This is a genomic window from Sphingobacterium sp. xlx-130, from assembly GCF_011007405.1.
Lineage (GTDB): Bacteria > Bacteroidota > Bacteroidia > Sphingobacteriales > Sphingobacteriaceae > Sphingobacterium > Sphingobacterium luzhongxinii.
The window spans coordinates 365,874-385,259 of sequence record NZ_WFKN01000003.1 but is presented as its reverse complement, the minus strand read 5'-3'; the positions used below and the strand labels follow the sequence as shown (position 1 = coordinate 385,259).

Below are 19,386 nucleotides of genomic sequence, written 5' to 3'. Positions count from 1 at the left end.
TGAAGGAATTATTAATATATCCCGATATTCGAACTCTCCTGTGTTTAGCTATTTTTATTTTGGTAATGCCGGATTATTAATGAACTTTTCAAAAGTCTTTTTATTTTGATTTACCAACCATTCGTAAATTTTGGCCCCGTGACTCAGACGTTTTACACCCCATTGGGATAGATCATCGATGCTTGCCAGCTTAGGCGTCAAAAATAAATTTAACGGCAATTTACTCCCGCTTACTAAGGTTAAGATATCTGATTTCTTTTCAGCAAGTGGGATAAACAGACCATCCGCTCCAGCTTCTTGATAAGCTTTTGCGCGCTTGACAGATTCATCCAATGCAGTAGGATGTCCCGTCGTGTAGGTGTCAGCTCTTGCATTGATAAAGATGCTTTTATGGATCGATTTGATAGCTTGAATTTTTTCAACCAAAAGCTCTTGCTTACCGAGTTTTCTACTACCCTTTACGACTTTTCCATCTTCGAGATTGATACCTACAACGCCCGCATCAATCAGACGCTTTACGTTATTCGCGACTTCCTGTGGATTATCTGAGTATCCCGATTCAAAATCAACTGACACTGGAATAGAGACAGACTTGACGATTCGTTCGACCATGAATAGTATTTCATCTACAGATATTTTTTCTCCATCGGCATAGCCTAGTAGATTTGCCATGGCATGACTGGATGTTCCAAGTGCCTGAAAACCGGAATCTTGCGCGATTTTAGCAGATTGCGCATCCCATACATTACCCAATATTAATATACGATCCTGCTGGTGTAGTTTCTTGAATTTTGTATATGACATATTCCTCTCTATTGTTTTATTGGTAGAACAATAGAGAGGAATATTTGTTTGATTTTTTGCCTACTAATTTATTGCTCTCATTTCCATCAACTGAGAAGCGACCTTTCCATCCCAAATATATTTCTCGCGTTTACGTTTTTTCTTGTACTGGTATTCTTCGGCATTTTCGTCGATCACTTCTCCTTCCTCAATATCCTTGATGATTAGATTTGGATCTAGGTTATGCTCCGATGGGAAGAGAATTTTTTCTTCATAATAATAGATTCCAGCATCGCCCACTGTATATCGGCTAAACATTGGGAGGATTTCTCGTCCGTTCCAGCTGAAATAATAGTAATAACTCGGTACACCACAGGCTTCGCCCAAAAAGCCGATTCGAAAGATATTTTGCAAGCCAGATAATCCCATACTAGGCAAGAGCTTATACTCTGAGTAGCGTTGCTCGTCTAATTCAGCAGGGTAGTAGTCCTTACTTTTAAGATTCCTGTTCCTATCAAAGCATTTGACTTGTAGCATATAGGCCGCGGGGCTGTAGGATGTTTCTTTTTCGTACCTTAAAAAGCCAAAACTGAATATATTGCCTTCTTCGCTAACCAGTCGTCCCAAAGCCAGTAATCCAGACCAAATAAAGCCCTCTTTACGTTGACCGTCCTTAAAATAGGAAACTCTGCGCCAAGGGGCCTCAAACCCTCTGGCCATAGCGTTATTATAACTTTCCGATTTAATGAGAAGAGCTGTCTCCTGAGGCAAAGAGTCTAATAGACGGCCACGTGTACTTGGATAGTCTCTGATATAGGCAACGTCTGCAAAAACATAGGCCGTATCACCCACTTGTTTTTGCCAGAAACCATAATCATCCTCAGCGATATAAGCAGCAGCATCTTCCTGTGCATACAACGGAGCGGCACACACCAGCATCATCAAGCTAAAAAGTAAAGTTCTCATTTTATTATTCTCTGTTTTATTATTTACTGCTAAATACCGTAAAAATAAGTGAATACACAATCACTGAAAATAGGGATAATGCAAAAAGCCCCAAAAGGGGCTTTCGGTAAGGGGTTAAAAACTTATCCTAAACTAGCCAAACTCTCTTCTAGGATTTGAATTTTAGCTTCAGCATCAGTTTTTTTATTTCTTTCATTCTGGATGATCTCTGGTTTCGCATTTTGTACAAACCGTTCATTCGATAGTTTTTTGTCTACTGAAACCAAGAAACCTTTAAGGTATTCGATTTCCTTACTGATACGTTCCTTCTCAGCTTCTACATCAATATTATCAGCCGCCAATTTTACATAACACTCGCTTTTTCCGGCAAGGAAACTCAATGCCCCTGTTACCTTTTCCTGTACAAAAGTCAGTTTAGAGATATTTGCTAGCTTAATAATGCTATCCTGATATTTAGAAAAATCCATATCAGAAGCATTGATGGCCAAAGGCAATGCCGTTTTAGGTGACATCCCTTTCGAATTACGTATATTACGTACTTCAGATATTATTTGCTGTACAGCTGCAAATTCTTTAATGATCTGTTCATCAAAAGCCGTTATCTTTGGAAATTCAGCTACTATAACACAGTCTTTGGCATCGCGTACGCCGAATAGCTCGTCGTGCCACAATTCTTCTGTCAAAAACGGCATGAATGGATGTGCTAGCGTAAGTACCTTTTGAAACAATGATTTTACCGTTTCCAAAGTTTCAGCCTCAATAGGAGTTTGATACGCAGGTTTGATCAGTTCAAGGTACCAAGCACAAAAATCATCCCAGATCAATTTATACGTTGTCATCAATGCATCCGACAATCTATAGTTTGCAAAATGCTCGTCAATCTCTGCTAGTGCTTGATTAAAACGGTTTTCAAACCAAAAGGCTGCTGTTTTTTGTGCATCTGTTGCTGGCGAATCCGTAGTTTCTAAACCTTTTACTAGTCGAAAGGCATTCCATATCTTATTCGCAAAATTACGTCCTTGTTCACAGTAAGAAACATCAAACATTAGATCATTTCCTGCAGGAGAAGACAATAACATACCTACACGGACACCATCCGTACCATATTGAGCCATTAATTCAATAGGATCCGGTGAGTTACCTAAAGATTTAGACATTTTTCGGCCCAATTTATCACGTACGATACCAGTCAGGTATACATTTCGGAAAGGAGGTTTTTGCGTGTAGTCGTGTCCCATGATGATCATACGGGCTACCCAGAAGAAAAGAATTTCCGGTGCTGTCACTAGATCATTGGTCGGGTAGTAGTAGTTGAACTCCTCATTTTCAGGATTGCGTACACCATCGAAAACAGACATAGGCCATAGTCCCGAAGAGAACCAAGTATCCAAAACATCCTCCTCTTGGCAAATACCAGCAGCTGATTTACCCTGTGCTTCAAATTCTTTGATCGCATCCATTTCAGACTTAGCGACGACCCATTCGTTTTTGTCGTTGTACCAAGCAGGAATGCGTTGTCCCCACCATAATTGACGGGAGATACACCAATCTTTCACATTTTCCATCCAGTGCTTATACGAAGCAAAGAATTTTTCTGGGATCAATTTAATCGTGCCGTTCTCTACATATTCCAAAGCTGGTTTAGACAGTTCCTCCATCTTACACCACCACTGCATAGAAAGCTTAGGTTCGATAACAGCATCAGTACGCTCCGAAAAACCTACTTGAGATTTGTAGTCTTCAATTTTTTCGATCTGTTCGACCTCTTCTAAAAGCTTCGCTATTTTCTTACGGGCGATAAAGCGGTCTTCTCCGATTAAAATTTCCGCTTTGTCATTAAGGGTACCATCATCATTTAAGATGTCGATTACAGGCAAGTTATGCTTTTGTCCCAGTTGGTAATCATTTAAATCATGGGCAGGTGTCACCTTAAGACAACCCGTACCAAATTCAATGTCCACATATTCATCTTCAATGATGGGGATTTCTCGGTTTACTAAGGGCACTAATAGCGTTTTCCCTTTTAGATGTGTATATCGTTCATCATTTGGGTTGATACACACCGCAGAGTCGGCCATGATCGTCTCTGGCCTAGTTGTCGCTATAATAACATATTCGTCGCTATCTTTTACATTATAGCGGATATAGTATAATTTTTGATTGACTTCTTTCCGTATTACTTCTTCATCCGATAAGGCTGTTTTACCTTGCGGATCCCAGTTGACCATGCGCACACCACGGTAGATATAACCTTCTTTGTAAAACTTGATGAAGGTGTCTATAACAGATTCTGAAAGATCAGGATCCATGGTAAATTTGGTACGGTCCCAGTCACAAGAAGCCCCCAGTTTCTCCAACTGTTTTAGAATAATACCTCCGTATTTTTCTTTCCATTCCCAGGCATGCGTCAAGAAAACCTCACGTGTCAAGGATTTCTTATCAATACCCTGCTCTTTTAACATAGCGACGACTTTAGCCTCAGTAGCGATGGATGCGTGATCAGTACCCGGTACCCAACACGCGTTTTTACCTTGCATGCGTGCACGACGAATCAATACATCCTGAATTGTATTATTCAACATATGCCCCATGTGCAATACGCCAGTGACGTTTGGCGGAGGCATTACGATTGTGTAGGGTTCACGTTCGTCTGGTGTTGAACGGAAAAAACCATTTTCCATCCAATAGGAATACCATTTATCTTCTGCTTCTTTCGGATTATAAGTTTTTGCTATGCTCATTGCTATTAATATGGCGTAAAAAGTGTACAAAAATAAGGATTTAAGCTGTCAAATCCCACTTTCTTATATCAAATAAAGACAAGAAGATATACATACTGTTAAATATATGTTAATATCTAATTAAGAGATTGATAATTAAGTGTAAATTTGCTCGTTTTTAGATGGAAATAGGATGCAGAACTTTGTTAATGAGTTAAAGGCATTAGCTCGTTATTTTTTATTTTGGTTGGTTGTATGTTTTATTGACCGCTTTATCTTTATAATTTCTTTTTTTGAAAAAGTTAAAGATAAGCCGCTAACCGATGTATTAAACATTTTTTACCATGGATTGTTTTTAGACTTTTCGGCCGTTGCGTATATTTGTGTAATTCCTTTTCTACTTTATAGTGTATTGAGCTTTTTTTCAGAGGTTAAGTTTAAGCGTAAGGTTTTAGATGTTTATACCCTAGTCGTCCTGCTGCTGTATTTTGGAGTATCTTTCATCAATATCAATATCTACCGAGAATGGGGCGACAAGATATCAAAGCGGGCAATAGATGCATTTTGGGCTTCACCTTCGGGAGCAGTAGCTTCTGCTGAATCTACACCTATATTTGTTCCGATTGTGGGGATTATTGCAGGAATCGTTCTGGGGTATTATCTCTATAGGTATCTTTTCAAATCCGTTTGGTTTTTTAATATCAAAAAGCCGTTAGCCAATAGTTTAAAGTTACTTCTAGGGATTTTTATTCTGTTTACTTTCATCCGTGGAGGTTATGGTAGGGCTCCACTTAATCCCAGTAAAGCTTATTTCTCAGAAAATACGTTTTACAATCACGCTGCCGTGAATACCCAATGGTCCTTGCTGCGGGATTATTTCACACGGAGTACCTTATTACGTAATCCTTATGCATTTTATGATAATGACACGCTTCTCAAATCTAAACTAGAACCCGTTTTTACCAATAATCCAGATTCTAGCGTGCAGATTTTGACGATGAACCGACCTAATGTAGTGTTGATTATGATGGAAAGCTTCGTTGGTGATTTAATAGCTTCTTTGGGCGGCGAAAAAGGAGTCACACCCAATTTGGAGAAGTTAATTCAGGAGGGAGTTCTTTTTGACCATATCTATGCGGCGTCAGATCGTTCCGACAAAGGAATGATTGGCGTATTGAGTGGTTTTCCAGCACAAGGTCCAGAAAGTATTATTAAGTATATTCCCAAACATGAAAATATACCGGCAATAGGTGAGGATCTGGATCAAAATGGATACAGTAATTCATTTTATCATGGCGGTCAGAGCGAGTTTTACAACTTCAAATCCTATATGTTGACACATGGTGTCGACAAAGTCGTTGATCAGGCCAATTTTGGGCTTCATGAAGATAGAGCCTCATGGGGTGTATACGATCATGTGATTTTTAGTCAGATGCTGAAAGATTTTAAAAAGGAAAAACAGCCATTTTTCTCGACTATGTTTACCTTGATTAATCATGAGCCCTTTGAACTTAAAGGCGAATACAAGTTCGGCAAAGACAGTAATCCAAATAAATTTAGAAGCACAGCATATTATACCGATTCCGTTATTTTCGACTTTATAGAAAAGGCCAAGAAGGAAGATTGGTATGAAAATACCCTGTTTGTATTGGTTGCCGATCATGGACATCGCTTTCCCACTGAAAAATGGGACCTGTCACATCCCAAGCGATTCCATATACCATTGGTGTTTTTTGGAGATGTCATTAAAAAAGAGTTTCGAGGAAAAGTAATATCAAGAATTGGTAATCAGACCGATCTTGCTGCGACCTTATTGCATCAATTAGGAATTTCTACGGTGAGATATCCTTGGAGTAGGGATCTTTTTAATTCTGCAACTACTGATGTGGCATTCTATAATTCGAAAGATGCTTTTGGCATTATTACTCCTCAACAGACTGTATCTTTTGAAAATGTAGGTAAATCGATCAATTATCAGGCTAATCTCGACTATCCAAAGGTCAAGACAGATAGCTTGCTGGATATAGCAAAAGCCTATTATCAAGGCGTGTATAACGAATTTTTAGCGTATTAATTTACATCGTATGAAGAAAGCATTAACTGTAAAGGGAAATTGGAACACACTTTTATTGCTCCTTGTTGTTTTTCTTTTTTTACTTTTTATGTATGCCTTATTGCGATTGGGTTTCTACATGGTCAATAGTTCATTGTTTCCACATGTCGATAGCTTTTCTTTGATGACTATGTTAGTTGGCGGTGTCAAATTTGATATTGTGGCTATTCTGTATGTCAATATTCTTTTTATTTTATTGCAGGTGATACCTTTTCCATTCAAGTATAATATCGTGTACCAAAAGGTATGCAAATGGATCTTTGTGCTTACGAACAGTCTGGCCGCAGCATTGAGTTTGATAGATTACGCCTATTATCCGTTTACATTAAAGCGTACTACCGGAACAGTATTCAGCCAATTTTCCAACGAACAAAATCTCGGTAAACTCAGTGTTGATTTTATGATGGATTATTGGTACTTAGTTTTTGTCTTTGTAGGATTAGTTCTTTTGTTGGCTTATTGTTATGATCGGATTCGAATTCAACGCCCGGTAAGGACGGGGTGGGCTTTTTATATGATCCAATCTTTGTCTTTCCTTGCGATCATATTTCTATTTGTTGGCGGAGTGCGTGGCGGTTGGGCGCATAGCACAAGACCGATTACCCTAAGTAATGCTGGAGATTACGTGAAGAACCCTGAGGAGATGAGTATCGTATTGAATACTCCTTTTAGTATCTTGAAAACACTCAAAGCAATACAGCTGAAAGAACAGCATTACTTTTCTGAACAAGAATTAAATACTGTATATCCCGTAATCCATCGGCCCGATTCTTCAACCGGATTTCGTAAGCTGAATGTGGTCTTCTTGATCATGGAGAGTTTTGGTAAAGAGTATATCGGTGCTTTAAACAAGCATATAGATAATGGAAATTACAAAGGTTATACGCCATTTCTAGACTCTTTAATCGGCAATTCATTTACCTTCAATCGTTCCTATGCCAATGGACGGAAATCCATAGACGCATTACCTTCAGTTATCACGGGAGTTCCTTCCGTAGGTGAACCCTTTGTTTTGTCCATATATTCCGGTAATAAAACGACAAGTATAGCCAAGCTATTGGGAGATGAGGGCTATGAAACAGCCTTTTTTCATGGAGCACCAAATGGTAGTATGGGGTTTTCAGCTTATACACAATTGGCTGGAATCAAAAACTATTACGGCAAAAACGAGTACAATAACGATACTGATTTTGATGGCATATGGGGGATATGGGATGAGCCTTTTATGCAGTTCATGGTAAAAAAAATGAACGCCATGCGACAACCTTTTTTTGCAGGCTTTTTTTCACTCTCTTCGCATCACCCTTTTAAAGTACCGGAGCTGTATAAGGATGTATTCCCAAAAGGACCGCTTGCATTGCATGAGCCTATAGGCTATGCAGACAATGCATTACGTCAATTTTTTAATACTGCATCAAAGACCAATTGGTACAATAATACGTTATTCGTATTGTGTGCAGATCATACTAGCCTGAGTCACCTGCCAGAATATCAGACCCTACCAAATAGCTTTGCGATTCCTATTGTGTTTTATTATCCGGGAGGTAATTTGAAAGGGACATCAGACAAGCTGATACAGCAGATAGATATTATGCCTACAGTATTGAATTATTTACAATACCCAAAACCCTATTTTGCCTTCGGTTTCGATGCTTTTGATAAGAAACAGGATAATTTTGTCGTGAATACGATCGGTGAAACATACAATCTTTTTAAAGATGATTATTTTATGACTTATGATGGGGAAAAGCCTACCTCCTTGTACAATGTTAAGAAAGATGCTATGCTTAAAGATAATCTGGTCGATCGCTATCCTGTTGTCAAAGACAGTTTACAACGAAAAGTTCGAGCCTTTATTCAGCAATACAACTATGGTATGATCCACAATAAGTTGACTGCAGATTAAAAAAAATACACAATCAATAATTGTTCTATTTTAAATTGCTGTTTGCATGTTAATGGGCCAACTTGTTCGAAGTTTACTTTTATTTCATGGAATCAGCAACTCATTGTCTTGCGCATCAATGGAGGCAGCGTTCGTGCAAAAATAGGATAGCAATTAGATATCGGCGCAATTTGGCGTAAATATATCAGGGAATATTTTATGAAATTGGTACTTGAAATTATATATATCTATTTGCGTGAGCATTATTTACGCCATAAGGGTTGCTCAAAATTATAACGTAATGTAAAAGCTTGTTGGTTATCCACCCGTCCCTTTGAAAAGTGAAACGAAGCGGTCAATTTGCCTTCAATAGCACCGGTTTTGAAAGGACTCCATCCCAAATCTAAACGATCATATTGGGCACGGTGATAAAATGAATCCCCGTTAGGTAGGTTTTGTGCTTCGCCGATATAAATGGTATTGGTCAAGGCAAAGTTTTTATAACCGATGTGTTGTGTCGAAATCAAACCCTTGGCCGTACGCATTTCATATTCGGTACGTACACGATCAAAGCCAATAACTCCTCCTGCATCAAGAGTCAACGAATCAAACACGGTTCTATGGCTGAAGTCCAGCCCCACTTTTGCAGTTATCACCGCATTATCTTGTATATGTTCTTCGATCGCATCATTACTGGTCAATGCATTGTGATATAATATGCCTGCATGCTCGATATAAAATAAGCCTTGTTGGTAGCCACCTGATATACCCGCGACAAACTGCTCGCGATAATTGTAACTTTGTTTACTCAGCCAATCTATAAAAATACGTTGTTTAAATCGACCTTTACTGTATTGAAAATACATGCCTTCGAGATTTGGACGATCATACATCAATGTATCTGCCATGACCAATCGTGGTATATCCTTAAGACGTTCATAACGAGGGATAAAGCCTATCGCAAAATCAATGGTAGATGAGTTGTAATTGTAATAAGCGATTGGATTAAGTCGTTGTTTGTTTTCCGGATGCTTTCCAAAATCCTGGTTGTAATGAATTCCTCCATATAGGCGGTGTCCACCATCGATTTTAAAATAAATTTGAGGAGAGACGATCGTCCCAAAAATAGTTTTTGGCTCTGTATAACTGGCTCCAAACTCTCGGTTATCGGCATACCCGAAAAAATCTAATTTGAATCCCACTTCCTGAGCACGTACACATTGGCAGCCCACAAAAAATAAAGCTAGAAATAAACATGTAATAGGTGAAAGCAAATGATGCATGGTAATTTTTTTAGAATAGAAAAGGTCGCCTACTAAAGACGACCTTTTAATGATATGTTTATTTTAGATTATACTTCTAATAATAGACGGGCTGGATCTTCCAATAATTGTTTTACGCGAACTAAGAAACTTACCGATTCTCGTCCGTCAATGATACGGTGGTCATAAGAAAGAGCCACATACATCATAGGGCGGATAACAACTTGACCATTTTCTGCGATAGGACGTTGTACGATATTGTGCATACCCAAGATCGCAGACTGCGGTGCGTTGATGATAGGAGTAGACATCATTGACCCAAATACACCGCCGTTTGTGATTGTAAATGTGCCACCAGTCATTTCTTCTATTGTCAATTTGCCATCTCTAGCTTTAGTAGCTAAGTTGATCACTTCTTTTTCTACTTGGTATAAGCTCATTGACTCTGCATTTCTGATAACAGGGACAACCAGTCCTTTTGGAGCAGATACCGCGATAGATATGTCCGCAAAATCAGAATAAACGATTTCATTTTCTTCGATACGTGCATTTACTGCAGGCCATTCTTTTAACGCTGTAGTTACTGCTTTTGTAAAGAAAGACATAAAACCAAGACCTACACCATGTTTTTCTTTAAACATGTCTTTGTATTTAGCTCTTAAGTCCATGATCGGCTGCATGTTTACCTCGTTGAAGGTCGTCAACATAGCTGTCTCATTTTTAACAGTTACCAGACGTTTGGCAATAGTTTTACGAAGAGAACTCATTTTTTCACGACGCTCATTGCGAGCACCAGTTATTACAGGAGCAGGAGTAGAAACTGCTGCGGCTGGCTTAGATTCAGCCTTAGGAGCTGCTGGTTTAGCTTGCGCTTTTTCAGCATCTTCTTTTGTGATACGACCATCTTTTCCTGTACCTTTTATCGTCGAAGGGTCTATTCCTTTTTCTCTCAATATTTTAGCCGCTGCCGGTGAAGCCGTACCAGCTGCATATGAATCTGGATTCTCAGATGCTTCAGTAGCTTGTGCTACAGGTGCTGATGCTTGAGCTGCAGGTGCGTCAGCTTTTTTATCCGCTGCAGGCGCGTCACCATCTTCGATAGTACATACTACTGCACCTATCTCTAAAGTATCGCCTTCTTGTGCGATGATGCGAAGAATACCGGCTTTTTCGGCAGGTAATTCAAATGTAGCTTTGTCTGATTCCAGTTCGGCAATGTTTTCGTCCATTTCGACGTAGTCGCCATCTTCTTTTAGCCATTGTGCTAAGGTTACTTCGGTAATTGATTCACCAACCGTAGGGACTTTGATTTCTAAGCTCATATGTGTTCTTTTTAAAACCAACGTTGTATATATCTTATTATATACAACGTTTAGCTTTTATAAATTGTTTATGCGAATGCTTTATTAATGATTGCCTCTTGTTGAGCGATATGTTGTTTCATATAGCCTGTAGCCGGACTTCCGCTCTCTTTCCTTGCGATTACATCAGTAAATTCAATTTCAGACCTGCGGAATTTACGGCAGTAATATGGCCATGCGCCCATGTTTTCGTTTTCTTCCTGAACCCATATGAACTCCGTAGCTTTACTATATTTCTTACGAATAGCCGACAATTGGTCTATCGGTGCAGGGTATAATTGTTCGATACGCACGATAGCAACATCATTATGCTTATCCGATTGCTGTTTCTCCAATAAGTCGTAATATACTTTACCTGAACAGAAAAGTACACGTTTTACAGAAGCTGCTTTAACGGCATTGTCATCAATCACCTCTTGGAAGTTTACTTTTGTAAAATCTTCTAGTTTAGAAACAACCTTTGGGTGACGTAATAAACTCTTAGGTGTAAATACAACCAGCGGTTTACGGAAATCGCGGACCAATTGGCGACGTAGTAAGTGGAAGTAGTTTGCTGGTGTAGTACAGTTGGTAACGATTAAGTTATCATTTGCACACAACTCCAAGAATCTTTCAATACGTCCGGAAGAGTGTTCTGGACCCTGTCCCTCCATACCGTGAGGTAATAGCATAACCAAACCGTTAGAACGCTTCCATTTCGTTTCGGCACTACTTAAGTACTGATCGACAATGATCTGAGCACCATTGTAGAAATCACCAAACTGCGCTTCCCATATCGTAAGGGCTTGTGGATTTGCCGAAGCATAGCCATATTCAAAACCTAAAACACCGTATTCCGAAAGAAGGGAGTTGTATATGCTAAATTTATCGCCGCCTTTAACATTGGCCAATGGTACGTATTTCTCTTCCGAATCCTCTAATGTCAATACAGCATGACGATGCGAAAATGTACCACGTTGTACATCCTGCCCAGAGATACGGACACGCTTTCCTTCATTTAGTAAAGTCGCGTATGCCATCAATTCGCCCATCGCCCAATCGTAAGCATCTTTGTCAATCATAGAAGCACGATCTTCAAATAGCTTAGATATTTTACGGAAGAATTTCTTGTCTTTAGGCAATGTTGTAATCTGCGTAGCCAACTCTTTAAACGTTTTCGTCGAAACCTTAGTCTCTGTAGGTTGGAAGATATCCGCGCGCTTAGCTGGGCGTAAACCTTTCCACGCACCACCAAACATAGGTACCTCTTCTTCTAAGCTTTCTACTGCTTTCGAAGCATCGAGTTGAGTTTGTAGATAGTCCTTGAATTCTTTCTCTACTTCTTTAGCATAAGAAGCCTCGATAGAACCTTCGTCTATTAGTTTTTTTGCATACACCTCTTTTGGATTAGCATGCTTTTCTATCAATTTGTACAACAAAGGTTGTGTAAACTTAGGTTCATCAGCTTCGTTGTGTCCGTAACGACGGTAGCATAACAAATCGATGAAAACATCAGTTTTATATTTTTGACGGTATTCAACTGCTAGATTGATCGCGTAGACTACAGCCTCAGCGTCGTCCCCATTTACATGGAATACAGGTGAAGAAGTGATTTTTGCGACATCCGTACAGTATGTACCCGAACGTGCATCTTTATAGTTTGTCGTGAAACCTACTTGGTTATTGATCACGATATGGATTGTACCGCCGGTTTTGTAACCATCCAACTTGGACATTTGAGTTACTTCAAAAACGACCCCTTGTCCAGCGATAGCTGCATCTCCATGGATTAAAATCGGAGCGATCTTCGATGAATCGCCGTCATATTTCATGTCTATTTTTGAACGTACCATACCTTCGACAATAGGGTCTACCGTCTCAAGATGTGATGGATTGGGTGCTAGAGACAGGTGGATATGTTTACCTTTGTCTGTTGTGATATCTGATGAATAGCCTAAGTGGTATTTTACGTCACCACCAAATTGCAATTCAGGATCTTCCTCTTTGTACATCTTACCCTCGAATTCCGAAAGGATAGTTTTGTACGGTTTACCCATGATATTGGCCAATACATTAAGACGACCGCGGTGTGCCATACCGATCATAAATTCCTGTATGCCCAGATCAGCACCTTTCTCCATTACAGAATCCAGAGCCGCTATTAAACTTTCAGCACCTTCTAGAGAAAAACGCTTTTGACCCAAAAACTTTGTCCCCAAGAAGCTTTCGAAAACTACAGCTCTATTAATTTTTTGTAAAATGCGTTTCTTTTGCTCTGTCGTGTATTTGGGCATGTTACGATCCGCTTCCATACGGTCTTGCAACCATTTTATTTTTTCCGGATTACGTATATATTTAAATTCAGCGCCTATAGAACGACAGTAAGTGTCTTCGATAAGTTGACGGATGTCACGTAGCTTAGCAGGACCTAGGCCGATTTCAACACCTGCATTGAATACAGTGTCCATGTCAGCTTCAGAAAGACCGAAAGTCTCCAACTCTTTACCCGGATAGTATTTGCGACGTTCACGGACCGGATTGGTGTGTGTAAACAAATGACCACGATCTCTATAGCCGTGAATCATGTTCAATACATTAATTTCTTTCAGCGCATGCTCTGAAACATTTTCAGTGTCGATACTGACACCTTCAGCACCTTGACCAAATTCAAAACCTTCAAAAAATTTTTGCCATCCAAAATCTACCGAATTTGGATCTTGCTTGTACGCTTGATATAACCCATCGATATAGCTCGAATCGGCGTTACTCAAATATGTCAATTTATCCATTTACTTTTGATATAATCAATAAGAATTTGCCAAATTTAGGAATTAAATAGGAGTTTCGAGTATTGAAGTTTAAGTTTTTGCAGTTAAATAGTGTCAATTTTAACACTAAAAATTTAAATGGCATATTTGGATAAATAAAGCCTTGTAAGAGTTTAAATTACTTCCCTTAAAACGTCATTTTTCACCTTGTACCAGTCGGCTATACTTCTGTTGTTTTTAAGACTAGTTCCTTGGTTGGCCATGTGCGCCCAAAAACCATAAATCGTTGCTGGAGCATAATCAATAAGCTGTTGCTCGAACCATGCAGCACCTGCAAGCCAGTTTTCATTAAGTTCGTAGATGAGATATAAGGCTGTTATCTCCCTCTCCTTACGTGTTAATCTACCTGTTTTATTCAATTTTAACATTAAATTGTTTACCGTTTGACTATCCGTAAGGCCTTGAGTCCATAGCGAAAGACTATTATTTTCCGAGGGTTCTTGTTTATTTTTAAAATAGCAATTAGGGTATTTTTTTAACATAAAGCGAAAATAGTCCCGCATCATTAAGCTCTCTATAAAGGCATTCATCCCCTTTTTGTTCTTCGAATTGATGTTTTTGTTCAAATAATGAAAGGTAAATGCAGGGGATAGTACCCCCAAGGCGAGGTAGGGAGATAGATCCGTATAACTTTCCATGTTTATCTCCGTGTCTTTGACCAGTCTTGTCAAAGCGTCAAAAGCAGCAGATTCACCAAATTGATCGGTGGGTTTTGTTGAACTTAGTTTAAAAGGAAAATTAGTTTTCTCAAGATGCGGAGGGGTACTCACCTTTTGTATATCCGCTACACACTCCCTCACGAAACTCTCTTTGACAACCTTTTTACGGAATGTATTGAAATCATTGGGAATGTCTCTGATAGGGAAGGCCAGGTCTTCTTTGTGGTATAAGGTGTGGCCGATAAAATGGCGAAGGTTACGTTTTACTTTCCATAATGACTCCTCTACAAGTTCCGAAATGGTTGTTTCTCGTTGTGCTACTTCACGATGGTGATATACCTCGTCGACATCGTATTTTTGTACCAATTGCAGGATAATCTCTTCGGGATATCCTTGATACGTCAATAAATCACCACCAAGTGATTCTAGCTTGTCTTTTAAGGAAAGTACGGTTTGGGCAATGTAATCTGCTCGGGATTTCCCGGTGTTTTGAAAACCGAATTTGTTTTCTTCATAATAACGAGGGTCGAAAATATAAACCGGAATAATAAAATCTGCTTTCAGAACAGCATTCTGGAGTACCTCATTGTCATGGGTACGAAGATCATTCCTAAACCAAACTAAAATAACCTTTTTGCTCATTTACCTACCACGTACTATTATTTAGATTAATTTCAAGTGGTGTAAAGATATTACATTTAAGGTATTATGCCGTGCGAGATATTGAATATTTACAATATTTAAACAAATCATCTTTAATAAGTCAAAATGTGTTAATTTCCTACTTATTTTTTAGATAAAATGAATAAACCGTTACTTTTGCGAAAACAAATTAATGGTAAGTACACTTATTGTAGGTATGAAAGCTAAAATAAGTATAGCGTGATGAATTTATTATTGTGTGGGTTGAATTCCTATCTTGGCCGTGCTGCTTTGTCTTTTTTACCTGATTCGGCGCATAAAGTTTTTGGTATAGTTAGAGATGTCGATCTTTTAAAACGAAAGATGAGCGCTGATCTCAATGTTACAATTTTTCCAGTGGATCTTATAAAAAAAGGAAAATCCTTTGATGATTTTCACATAGAATCATTGGATTTGTCTATTTATTTTGCGCAGAGAAAAAATCAAAAAGATGGACTCGGTATACAGTATGAGCTTTTGTCATTACGTAATTTTATTTTTCTTTCAAAGCGCGCAGGATGCAACCGTGTTGTATATGTAGCGAGAGCCTATGATACTGGGTGCCTGATGGCGGTCGAAGATCTCTTTCAAGAGTTGGGTGTACAGTATACTATTCTATTAAAAGATCTCGCTGTTGGAAGTGGTAGTTCTTTTGAACGGCTTATGGACGAGATGTTGAAAAACAGGTTGATCTATCTTTATTCCGAATTGGGGAATATAAAATTCAAACCTATACTGTTGTCTGATCTTTTTTCTTTTATAAAAAAGGTGAACTGGCAAGATAGCTTTATTTGTCAATGGATCGAGTTTGGTGGTGAGCGAATTATGGATATGAATGAGCTAGTACAGTGTTATATCACTCAACGCGGTGTTCAGATGGGTTATAGAGTGTTTTCTCTGCCCAGTAAGAAGCTTGCAGTATGGTTTAATAAATTGTTGTATGGCATAGATAGCCAGTTGTACGATGATTATCTGTTGGGGATGATTGGAGCCCAGATTACCGATAATACCCTTTGGAAGGAACAAGTAGACTTTGCAACCATACCTATAGAGCGCGGACTATAAGACGCAATGTCAAACTGACTTTTTTCTACAAGAAACTGTTTACTATGAACATGAGGAACTTTTACGATTGTCAAAGTAATCCTGATGCTATGAAAGTTTTTTTAGCAGAAATATTCTATTATTTTTGCTATTCAACTTATAAAAAGATATGGGATACCCTAGTTTAGCGGCTTGTGTTGCCGATTTGGAACAGCATGGACATTTAGTACGGATAAAGGAAGAAGTTGATCCATATTTGGAAATGGCCGCTATTCATATGCGTGTTTTTGATGTAGAGGGGCCAGCATTGCTATTTGAAAATGTAAAGGGATCCAAGTTCCCGGCTGTGTCCAATTTGTTCGGTACATTGGATCGATCCAAGTTCATGTTTCGGGACACGTTGACACATATCAAGAAGCTTGTAGATGTCAAGATGGATCCTTCAGCTGTACTGAGAAATCCCTTTCAGTACATTGGTTCCTCTGCAGTGGCTTTAGGTGCTTTGCCCTGGAAAAAAAAATCAAATGCTCCCATCAGCTATGGTAAAACCCAAATCAGCAAACTGCCACAGATCGTAAACTGGCCTATGGATGGTGGTGCCTTTGTGACTATGCCGCAGGTATATACCGAAGACATTGCACAGCCTGGCATTATGAAGGCCAATCTGGGAATGTACCGCATTCAACTTTCAGGCAATGATTATATTCAGGATCAAGAAATCGGGCTTCATTACCAGCTGCATCGCGGTATCGGTGTACATCAGCAAAAGGCCAATGCGTTAGGCAAGCCTTTAAAAGTGAGTATATTCGTCGGAGGTCCTCCTTCGCATCCCTTGTCGGCAGTCATGCCGTTACCAGAAGGGCTGTCAGAGATGATATTTGCCGGAGCGTTAGGTAATCGTAGGTTTAGATATTTCTATGATGATGAAGGTTTTTGTATTTCTGCCGATGCTGATTTTGTGATCACAGGTACCGTCTATCCGAATGAAAACAAACCTGAAGGTCCATTTGGTGATCATATCGGTTACTACAGTTTGACCCATCCCTTCCCATTGATGCGCGTACATAATGTATACCATAAAAAAGACCCTATTTGGTCATTTACTGTAGTAGGGCGGCCACCACAAGAAGATACTAGTTTTGGAGCATTGATCCATGAGATTACAGGGAGTGCTATTCCTAAAGAAATAGCAGGATTAAAAGCCGTTCATGCAGTCGATCCAGCGGGTGTACATCCTTTGCTATTCGCTATCGGTCGAGAGAGTTATACCCCCTATCAGAAGGTTGATCGTCCTCAAGAGATCTTAACTATTGCCAATCAGATCTTAGGTAAAAATCAATTGAGTCTCGCTAAATACTTATTTATTACAGCCGATGAGGACAATCCTCAGCTCGATATCCATGATATTCCAGGTTATTTAAGCCATCTTCTTGAGCGTATAGACCCAACGCGCGATTTGCACTTTCATACCAATACTACAATAGATACATTAGATTATTCCGGTGATGGCCTGAATGCAGGTTCTAAGGTGGTGTTTGCAGCGGCAGGATCCAAGAAACGTACGCTAATCACACAGATGCCAGCAAATATGGATTTGCCAAGACCTTTTAATAATGCCAAATTGGCTTTGCCAGGGGTGCTCATTTTGGATGGGGCCACATTCACGTCTTACGAAGAGGAACAGGCTATTTTAGCGTCTTGGTGTGAAGCTGCTAAAGAGGTAGATTTCGAGGGTATTCCGATGTTGGTCATCGCAGATGATGCAGGATTTACCGCCGATAGCATCAACAACTTTGTCTGGGTTACATTTACCAAGTCCAACCCCGCTTACGATATTTATGGCATCCGTTCATTTACCAAGTTTAAACATTGGGGTTGCGAAGGGCCGGTTATTATCGATGCGCGCCGTAAGCCGCACCATGCCCCAGATCTGATTAAAGACGAAACGGTAGAACGTCATATCGATCGATTGGGGGCAAAAGGAGGATCTTTGTACGGTGTTATTTAATAATATGTTAAAAACTATTAAATACTAGGAGTAGCGGGTGGTTAATTGCTATCTTAGAACTGAAAATCTAAATAATGAAGGTTTATTGGTTCTATTATAAGCAAATCTTTCTGGCGAATTTGGGGATATCCCTTGTGCTGAGTGTAATCCCGTTGAAAATGGAACTGGGCAATATGATGGCTGTAACGCCAGTATTTACAGTAGAGTCTACGATCGAGGGGATCAGAAAGCTACCCTTTGTTTTTGCTACCGTTGGTTTTCTTATTGCAGTAGGTGTGGATATGTTCTTTAGTAAGCACACCAACTACCTATATTATAATCTAGGTTTTTCGAAAAGAAAGGTTGTTGCAGTCGCTTTTCTGATTAATATCATTTTCACTTTACTCTTATTCCCTCTTGTATGGATATGACAGTCGAAGGGGAGCTTTATGCCGATTCCATAGAGTTTTCCTATAACTCTAATTACCAACTGTTGAGTGGCGTATACCTTAGTTGTAAAGTGGGGGAGGTCGTAGCGCTATTAGGACGGAATGGTTGTGGTAAGACCACCTTGATGAAAATTATCTTCGGAGCTTTGCGTGCTAAAAATGCGTATATCAAATTGGATGGAGTACGGATGGAGGCCGTTTTCAAGACGAATAAAGTTTGTTACCTTCCGCAGCAGCATTATTTGCCCACCTATATTTCTGTCAGGAATGCCATTAAACTCATGATTGCAAGCGCAGAAACTGTTGAGTCGATCCAAAAGGACGAGGTAATAGCAAAAGTTCTCCATCAAAAAGTAGCCGAGCTGTCGGTGGGTGAGCAGCGTTATCTTGAATTGCTGTTGCTCATACATCAGCCAGCGACCTATTACCTATTGGATGAACCTTTCTCAGGGGTATCTCCTTATCTTAAAGAGCGGATACAGGAAGTAATCCTCCAATACAAGCATTGCAAAGGTTTTGTGATTTCAGATCACCATTATAACTCTGTATTGGATATCAGTACGCGGATTCTATTGCTTCAAAATGGAGGATGTAGGTCTATCGAGAATAAAAAAGACCTGGAATATTTTTATGTTCCCGAAGGAACTTTTGATGATTAAAATAGGTGTA

13 protein-coding genes are annotated in these 19,386 nt (G+C 39.4%); 6 read left to right on the top strand and 7 right to left on the bottom strand.

Annotation, left to right across the window (positions count from 1 at the left end; genetic code table 11):
* Positions 1-54 precede the first annotated feature (54 nt).
* The 3 genes from G7B18_RS04965 to G7B18_RS04955 form a co-directional block, all read right to left on the bottom strand.
* Positions 55-804, bottom strand: coding sequence for an isocitrate lyase/phosphoenolpyruvate mutase family protein (locus tag G7B18_RS04965; RefSeq protein ID WP_164122147.1), 750 nt, complete (start codon positions 802-804; stop codon positions 55-57).
* Between the two features lie 63 nt (positions 805-867).
* Positions 868-1,749, bottom strand: coding sequence for a hypothetical protein (locus G7B18_RS04960; protein ID WP_164108074.1), 882 nt, complete (start codon positions 1,747-1,749; stop codon positions 868-870).
* A 122-nt stretch (positions 1,750-1,871) separates the two neighbouring features.
* Positions 1,872-4,490, bottom strand: coding sequence for a valine--tRNA ligase (locus G7B18_RS04955; RefSeq protein WP_164122146.1), 2,619 nt, complete (start codon positions 4,488-4,490; stop codon positions 1,872-1,874).
* Between the two features lie 172 nt (positions 4,491-4,662).
* Between G7B18_RS04955 and G7B18_RS04950 the strand changes: the two genes are divergently transcribed.
* Together G7B18_RS04950 and G7B18_RS04945 are read left to right on the top strand one after the other, a co-directional pair.
* Positions 4,663-6,543: an LTA synthase family protein gene (locus G7B18_RS04950; RefSeq protein ID WP_164108076.1), complete on the top strand. Its 1,881-nt coding sequence runs from the start codon at positions 4,663-4,665 to the stop codon at positions 6,541-6,543.
* A gap of 10 nt (positions 6,544-6,553) precedes the next feature.
* Positions 6,554-8,488, top strand: a complete 1,935-nt coding sequence (locus G7B18_RS04945; RefSeq protein ID WP_164108077.1) for an LTA synthase family protein — start codon at positions 6,554-6,556, stop codon at positions 8,486-8,488.
* Positions 8,489-8,730: 242 nt separating this feature from the next.
* Here the strand turns inward: G7B18_RS04945 and G7B18_RS04940 are convergent, their stop codons facing one another.
* The 4 genes from G7B18_RS04940 to G7B18_RS04925 form a co-directional block, all read right to left on the bottom strand.
* Complete coding sequence (locus tag G7B18_RS04940) at positions 8,731-9,750, bottom strand: hypothetical protein (RefSeq protein ID WP_240452772.1); 1,020 nt, start codon at positions 9,748-9,750, stop codon at positions 8,731-8,733.
* A 68-nt stretch (positions 9,751-9,818) separates the two neighbouring features.
* A complete protein-coding gene (gene odhB, locus G7B18_RS04935; protein ID WP_164108078.1) occupies positions 9,819-11,051 on the bottom strand; it encodes a 2-oxoglutarate dehydrogenase complex dihydrolipoyllysine-residue succinyltransferase in 1,233 nt (410 codons plus the stop codon).
* A 68-nt stretch (positions 11,052-11,119) separates the two neighbouring features.
* Positions 11,120-13,858 carry a 2-oxoglutarate dehydrogenase E1 component gene (locus tag G7B18_RS04930; RefSeq protein ID WP_164108079.1) on the bottom strand — a complete coding sequence of 913 codons (2,739 nt, stop codon included), beginning with the start codon at positions 13,856-13,858 and terminating at the stop codon, positions 11,120-11,122.
* 152 nt (positions 13,859-14,010) lie between these two features.
* The gene (locus G7B18_RS04925; RefSeq protein ID WP_164122145.1) at positions 14,011-15,198 is read right to left on the bottom strand and encodes a deoxyribodipyrimidine photo-lyase; all 1,188 of its coding nucleotides are present in this window, start codon (positions 15,196-15,198) and stop codon (positions 14,011-14,013) included.
* A 243-nt stretch (positions 15,199-15,441) separates the two neighbouring features.
* Between G7B18_RS04925 and G7B18_RS04920 the strand changes: the two genes are divergently transcribed.
* The 4 genes from G7B18_RS04920 to G7B18_RS04905 all read left to right on the top strand — a co-directional run bounded on the left by G7B18_RS04920 (position 15,442) and on the right by G7B18_RS04905 (position 19,376).
* Positions 15,442-16,302: a hypothetical protein gene (locus tag G7B18_RS04920; RefSeq protein WP_205601699.1), complete on the top strand. Its 861-nt coding sequence runs from the start codon at positions 15,442-15,444 to the stop codon at positions 16,300-16,302.
* Between the two features lie 148 nt (positions 16,303-16,450).
* Positions 16,451-18,289, top strand: a complete 1,839-nt coding sequence (locus G7B18_RS04915; RefSeq protein ID WP_164122144.1) for a UbiD family decarboxylase — start codon at positions 16,451-16,453, stop codon at positions 18,287-18,289.
* A gap of 74 nt (positions 18,290-18,363) precedes the next feature.
* Positions 18,364-18,699, top strand: a complete 336-nt coding sequence (locus G7B18_RS04910; protein ID WP_164108083.1) for a hypothetical protein — start codon at positions 18,364-18,366, stop codon at positions 18,697-18,699.
* On the top strand, positions 18,690-19,376 hold the full coding sequence (locus tag G7B18_RS04905) for an ATP-binding cassette domain-containing protein (protein WP_164108084.1): 687 nt from the start codon (positions 18,690-18,692) through the stop codon (positions 19,374-19,376). The genes G7B18_RS04910 and G7B18_RS04905 overlap by 10 nt, the downstream gene beginning before the upstream one ends.
* Positions 19,377-19,386 lie beyond the last annotated feature (10 nt).

What these genes read in the sequence shown, in the direction of transcription:
- G7B18_RS04960 (WP_164108074.1), bottom strand. Translation starts at nt 1,749, where the DNA reads ATGAGAACTTTACTTTTTAGCTTGATGATGCTGGTGTGTGCCGCTCCG.
- G7B18_RS04950 (WP_164108076.1), top strand. Translation starts at nt 4,663, where the DNA reads ATGCAGAACTTTGTTAATGAGTTAAAGGCATTAGCTCGTTATTTTTTA.
- G7B18_RS04915 (WP_164122144.1), top strand. Translation starts at nt 16,451, where the DNA reads ATGGGATACCCTAGTTTAGCGGCTTGTGTTGCCGATTTGGAACAGCAT.
- G7B18_RS04945 (WP_164108077.1), top strand. Translation starts at nt 6,554, where the DNA reads ATGAAGAAAGCATTAACTGTAAAGGGAAATTGGAACACACTTTTATTG.
- G7B18_RS04910 (WP_164108083.1), top strand. Translation starts at nt 18,364, where the DNA reads ATGAAGGTTTATTGGTTCTATTATAAGCAAATCTTTCTGGCGAATTTG.
- G7B18_RS04955 (WP_164122146.1), bottom strand. Translation starts at nt 4,490, where the DNA reads ATGAGCATAGCAAAAACTTATAATCCGAAAGAAGCAGAAGATAAATGG.
- G7B18_RS04905 (WP_164108084.1), top strand. Translation starts at nt 18,690, where the DNA reads ATGGATATGACAGTCGAAGGGGAGCTTTATGCCGATTCCATAGAGTTT.
- G7B18_RS04925 (WP_164122145.1), bottom strand. Translation starts at nt 15,198, where the DNA reads ATGAGCAAAAAGGTTATTTTAGTTTGGTTTAGGAATGATCTTCGTACC.
- G7B18_RS04930 (WP_164108079.1), bottom strand. Translation starts at nt 13,858, where the DNA reads ATGGATAAATTGACATATTTGAGTAACGCCGATTCGAGCTATATCGAT.
- odhB (WP_164108078.1), bottom strand. Translation starts at nt 11,051, where the DNA reads ATGAGCTTAGAAATCAAAGTCCCTACGGTTGGTGAATCAATTACCGAA.
- G7B18_RS04965 (WP_164122147.1), bottom strand. Translation starts at nt 804, where the DNA reads ATGTCATATACAAAATTCAAGAAACTACACCAGCAGGATCGTATATTA.
- G7B18_RS04920 (WP_205601699.1), top strand. Translation starts at nt 15,442, where the DNA reads ATGAATTTATTATTGTGTGGGTTGAATTCCTATCTTGGCCGTGCTGCT.
- G7B18_RS04940 (WP_240452772.1), bottom strand. Translation starts at nt 9,750, where the DNA reads ATGCATCATTTGCTTTCACCTATTACATGTTTATTTCTAGCTTTATTT.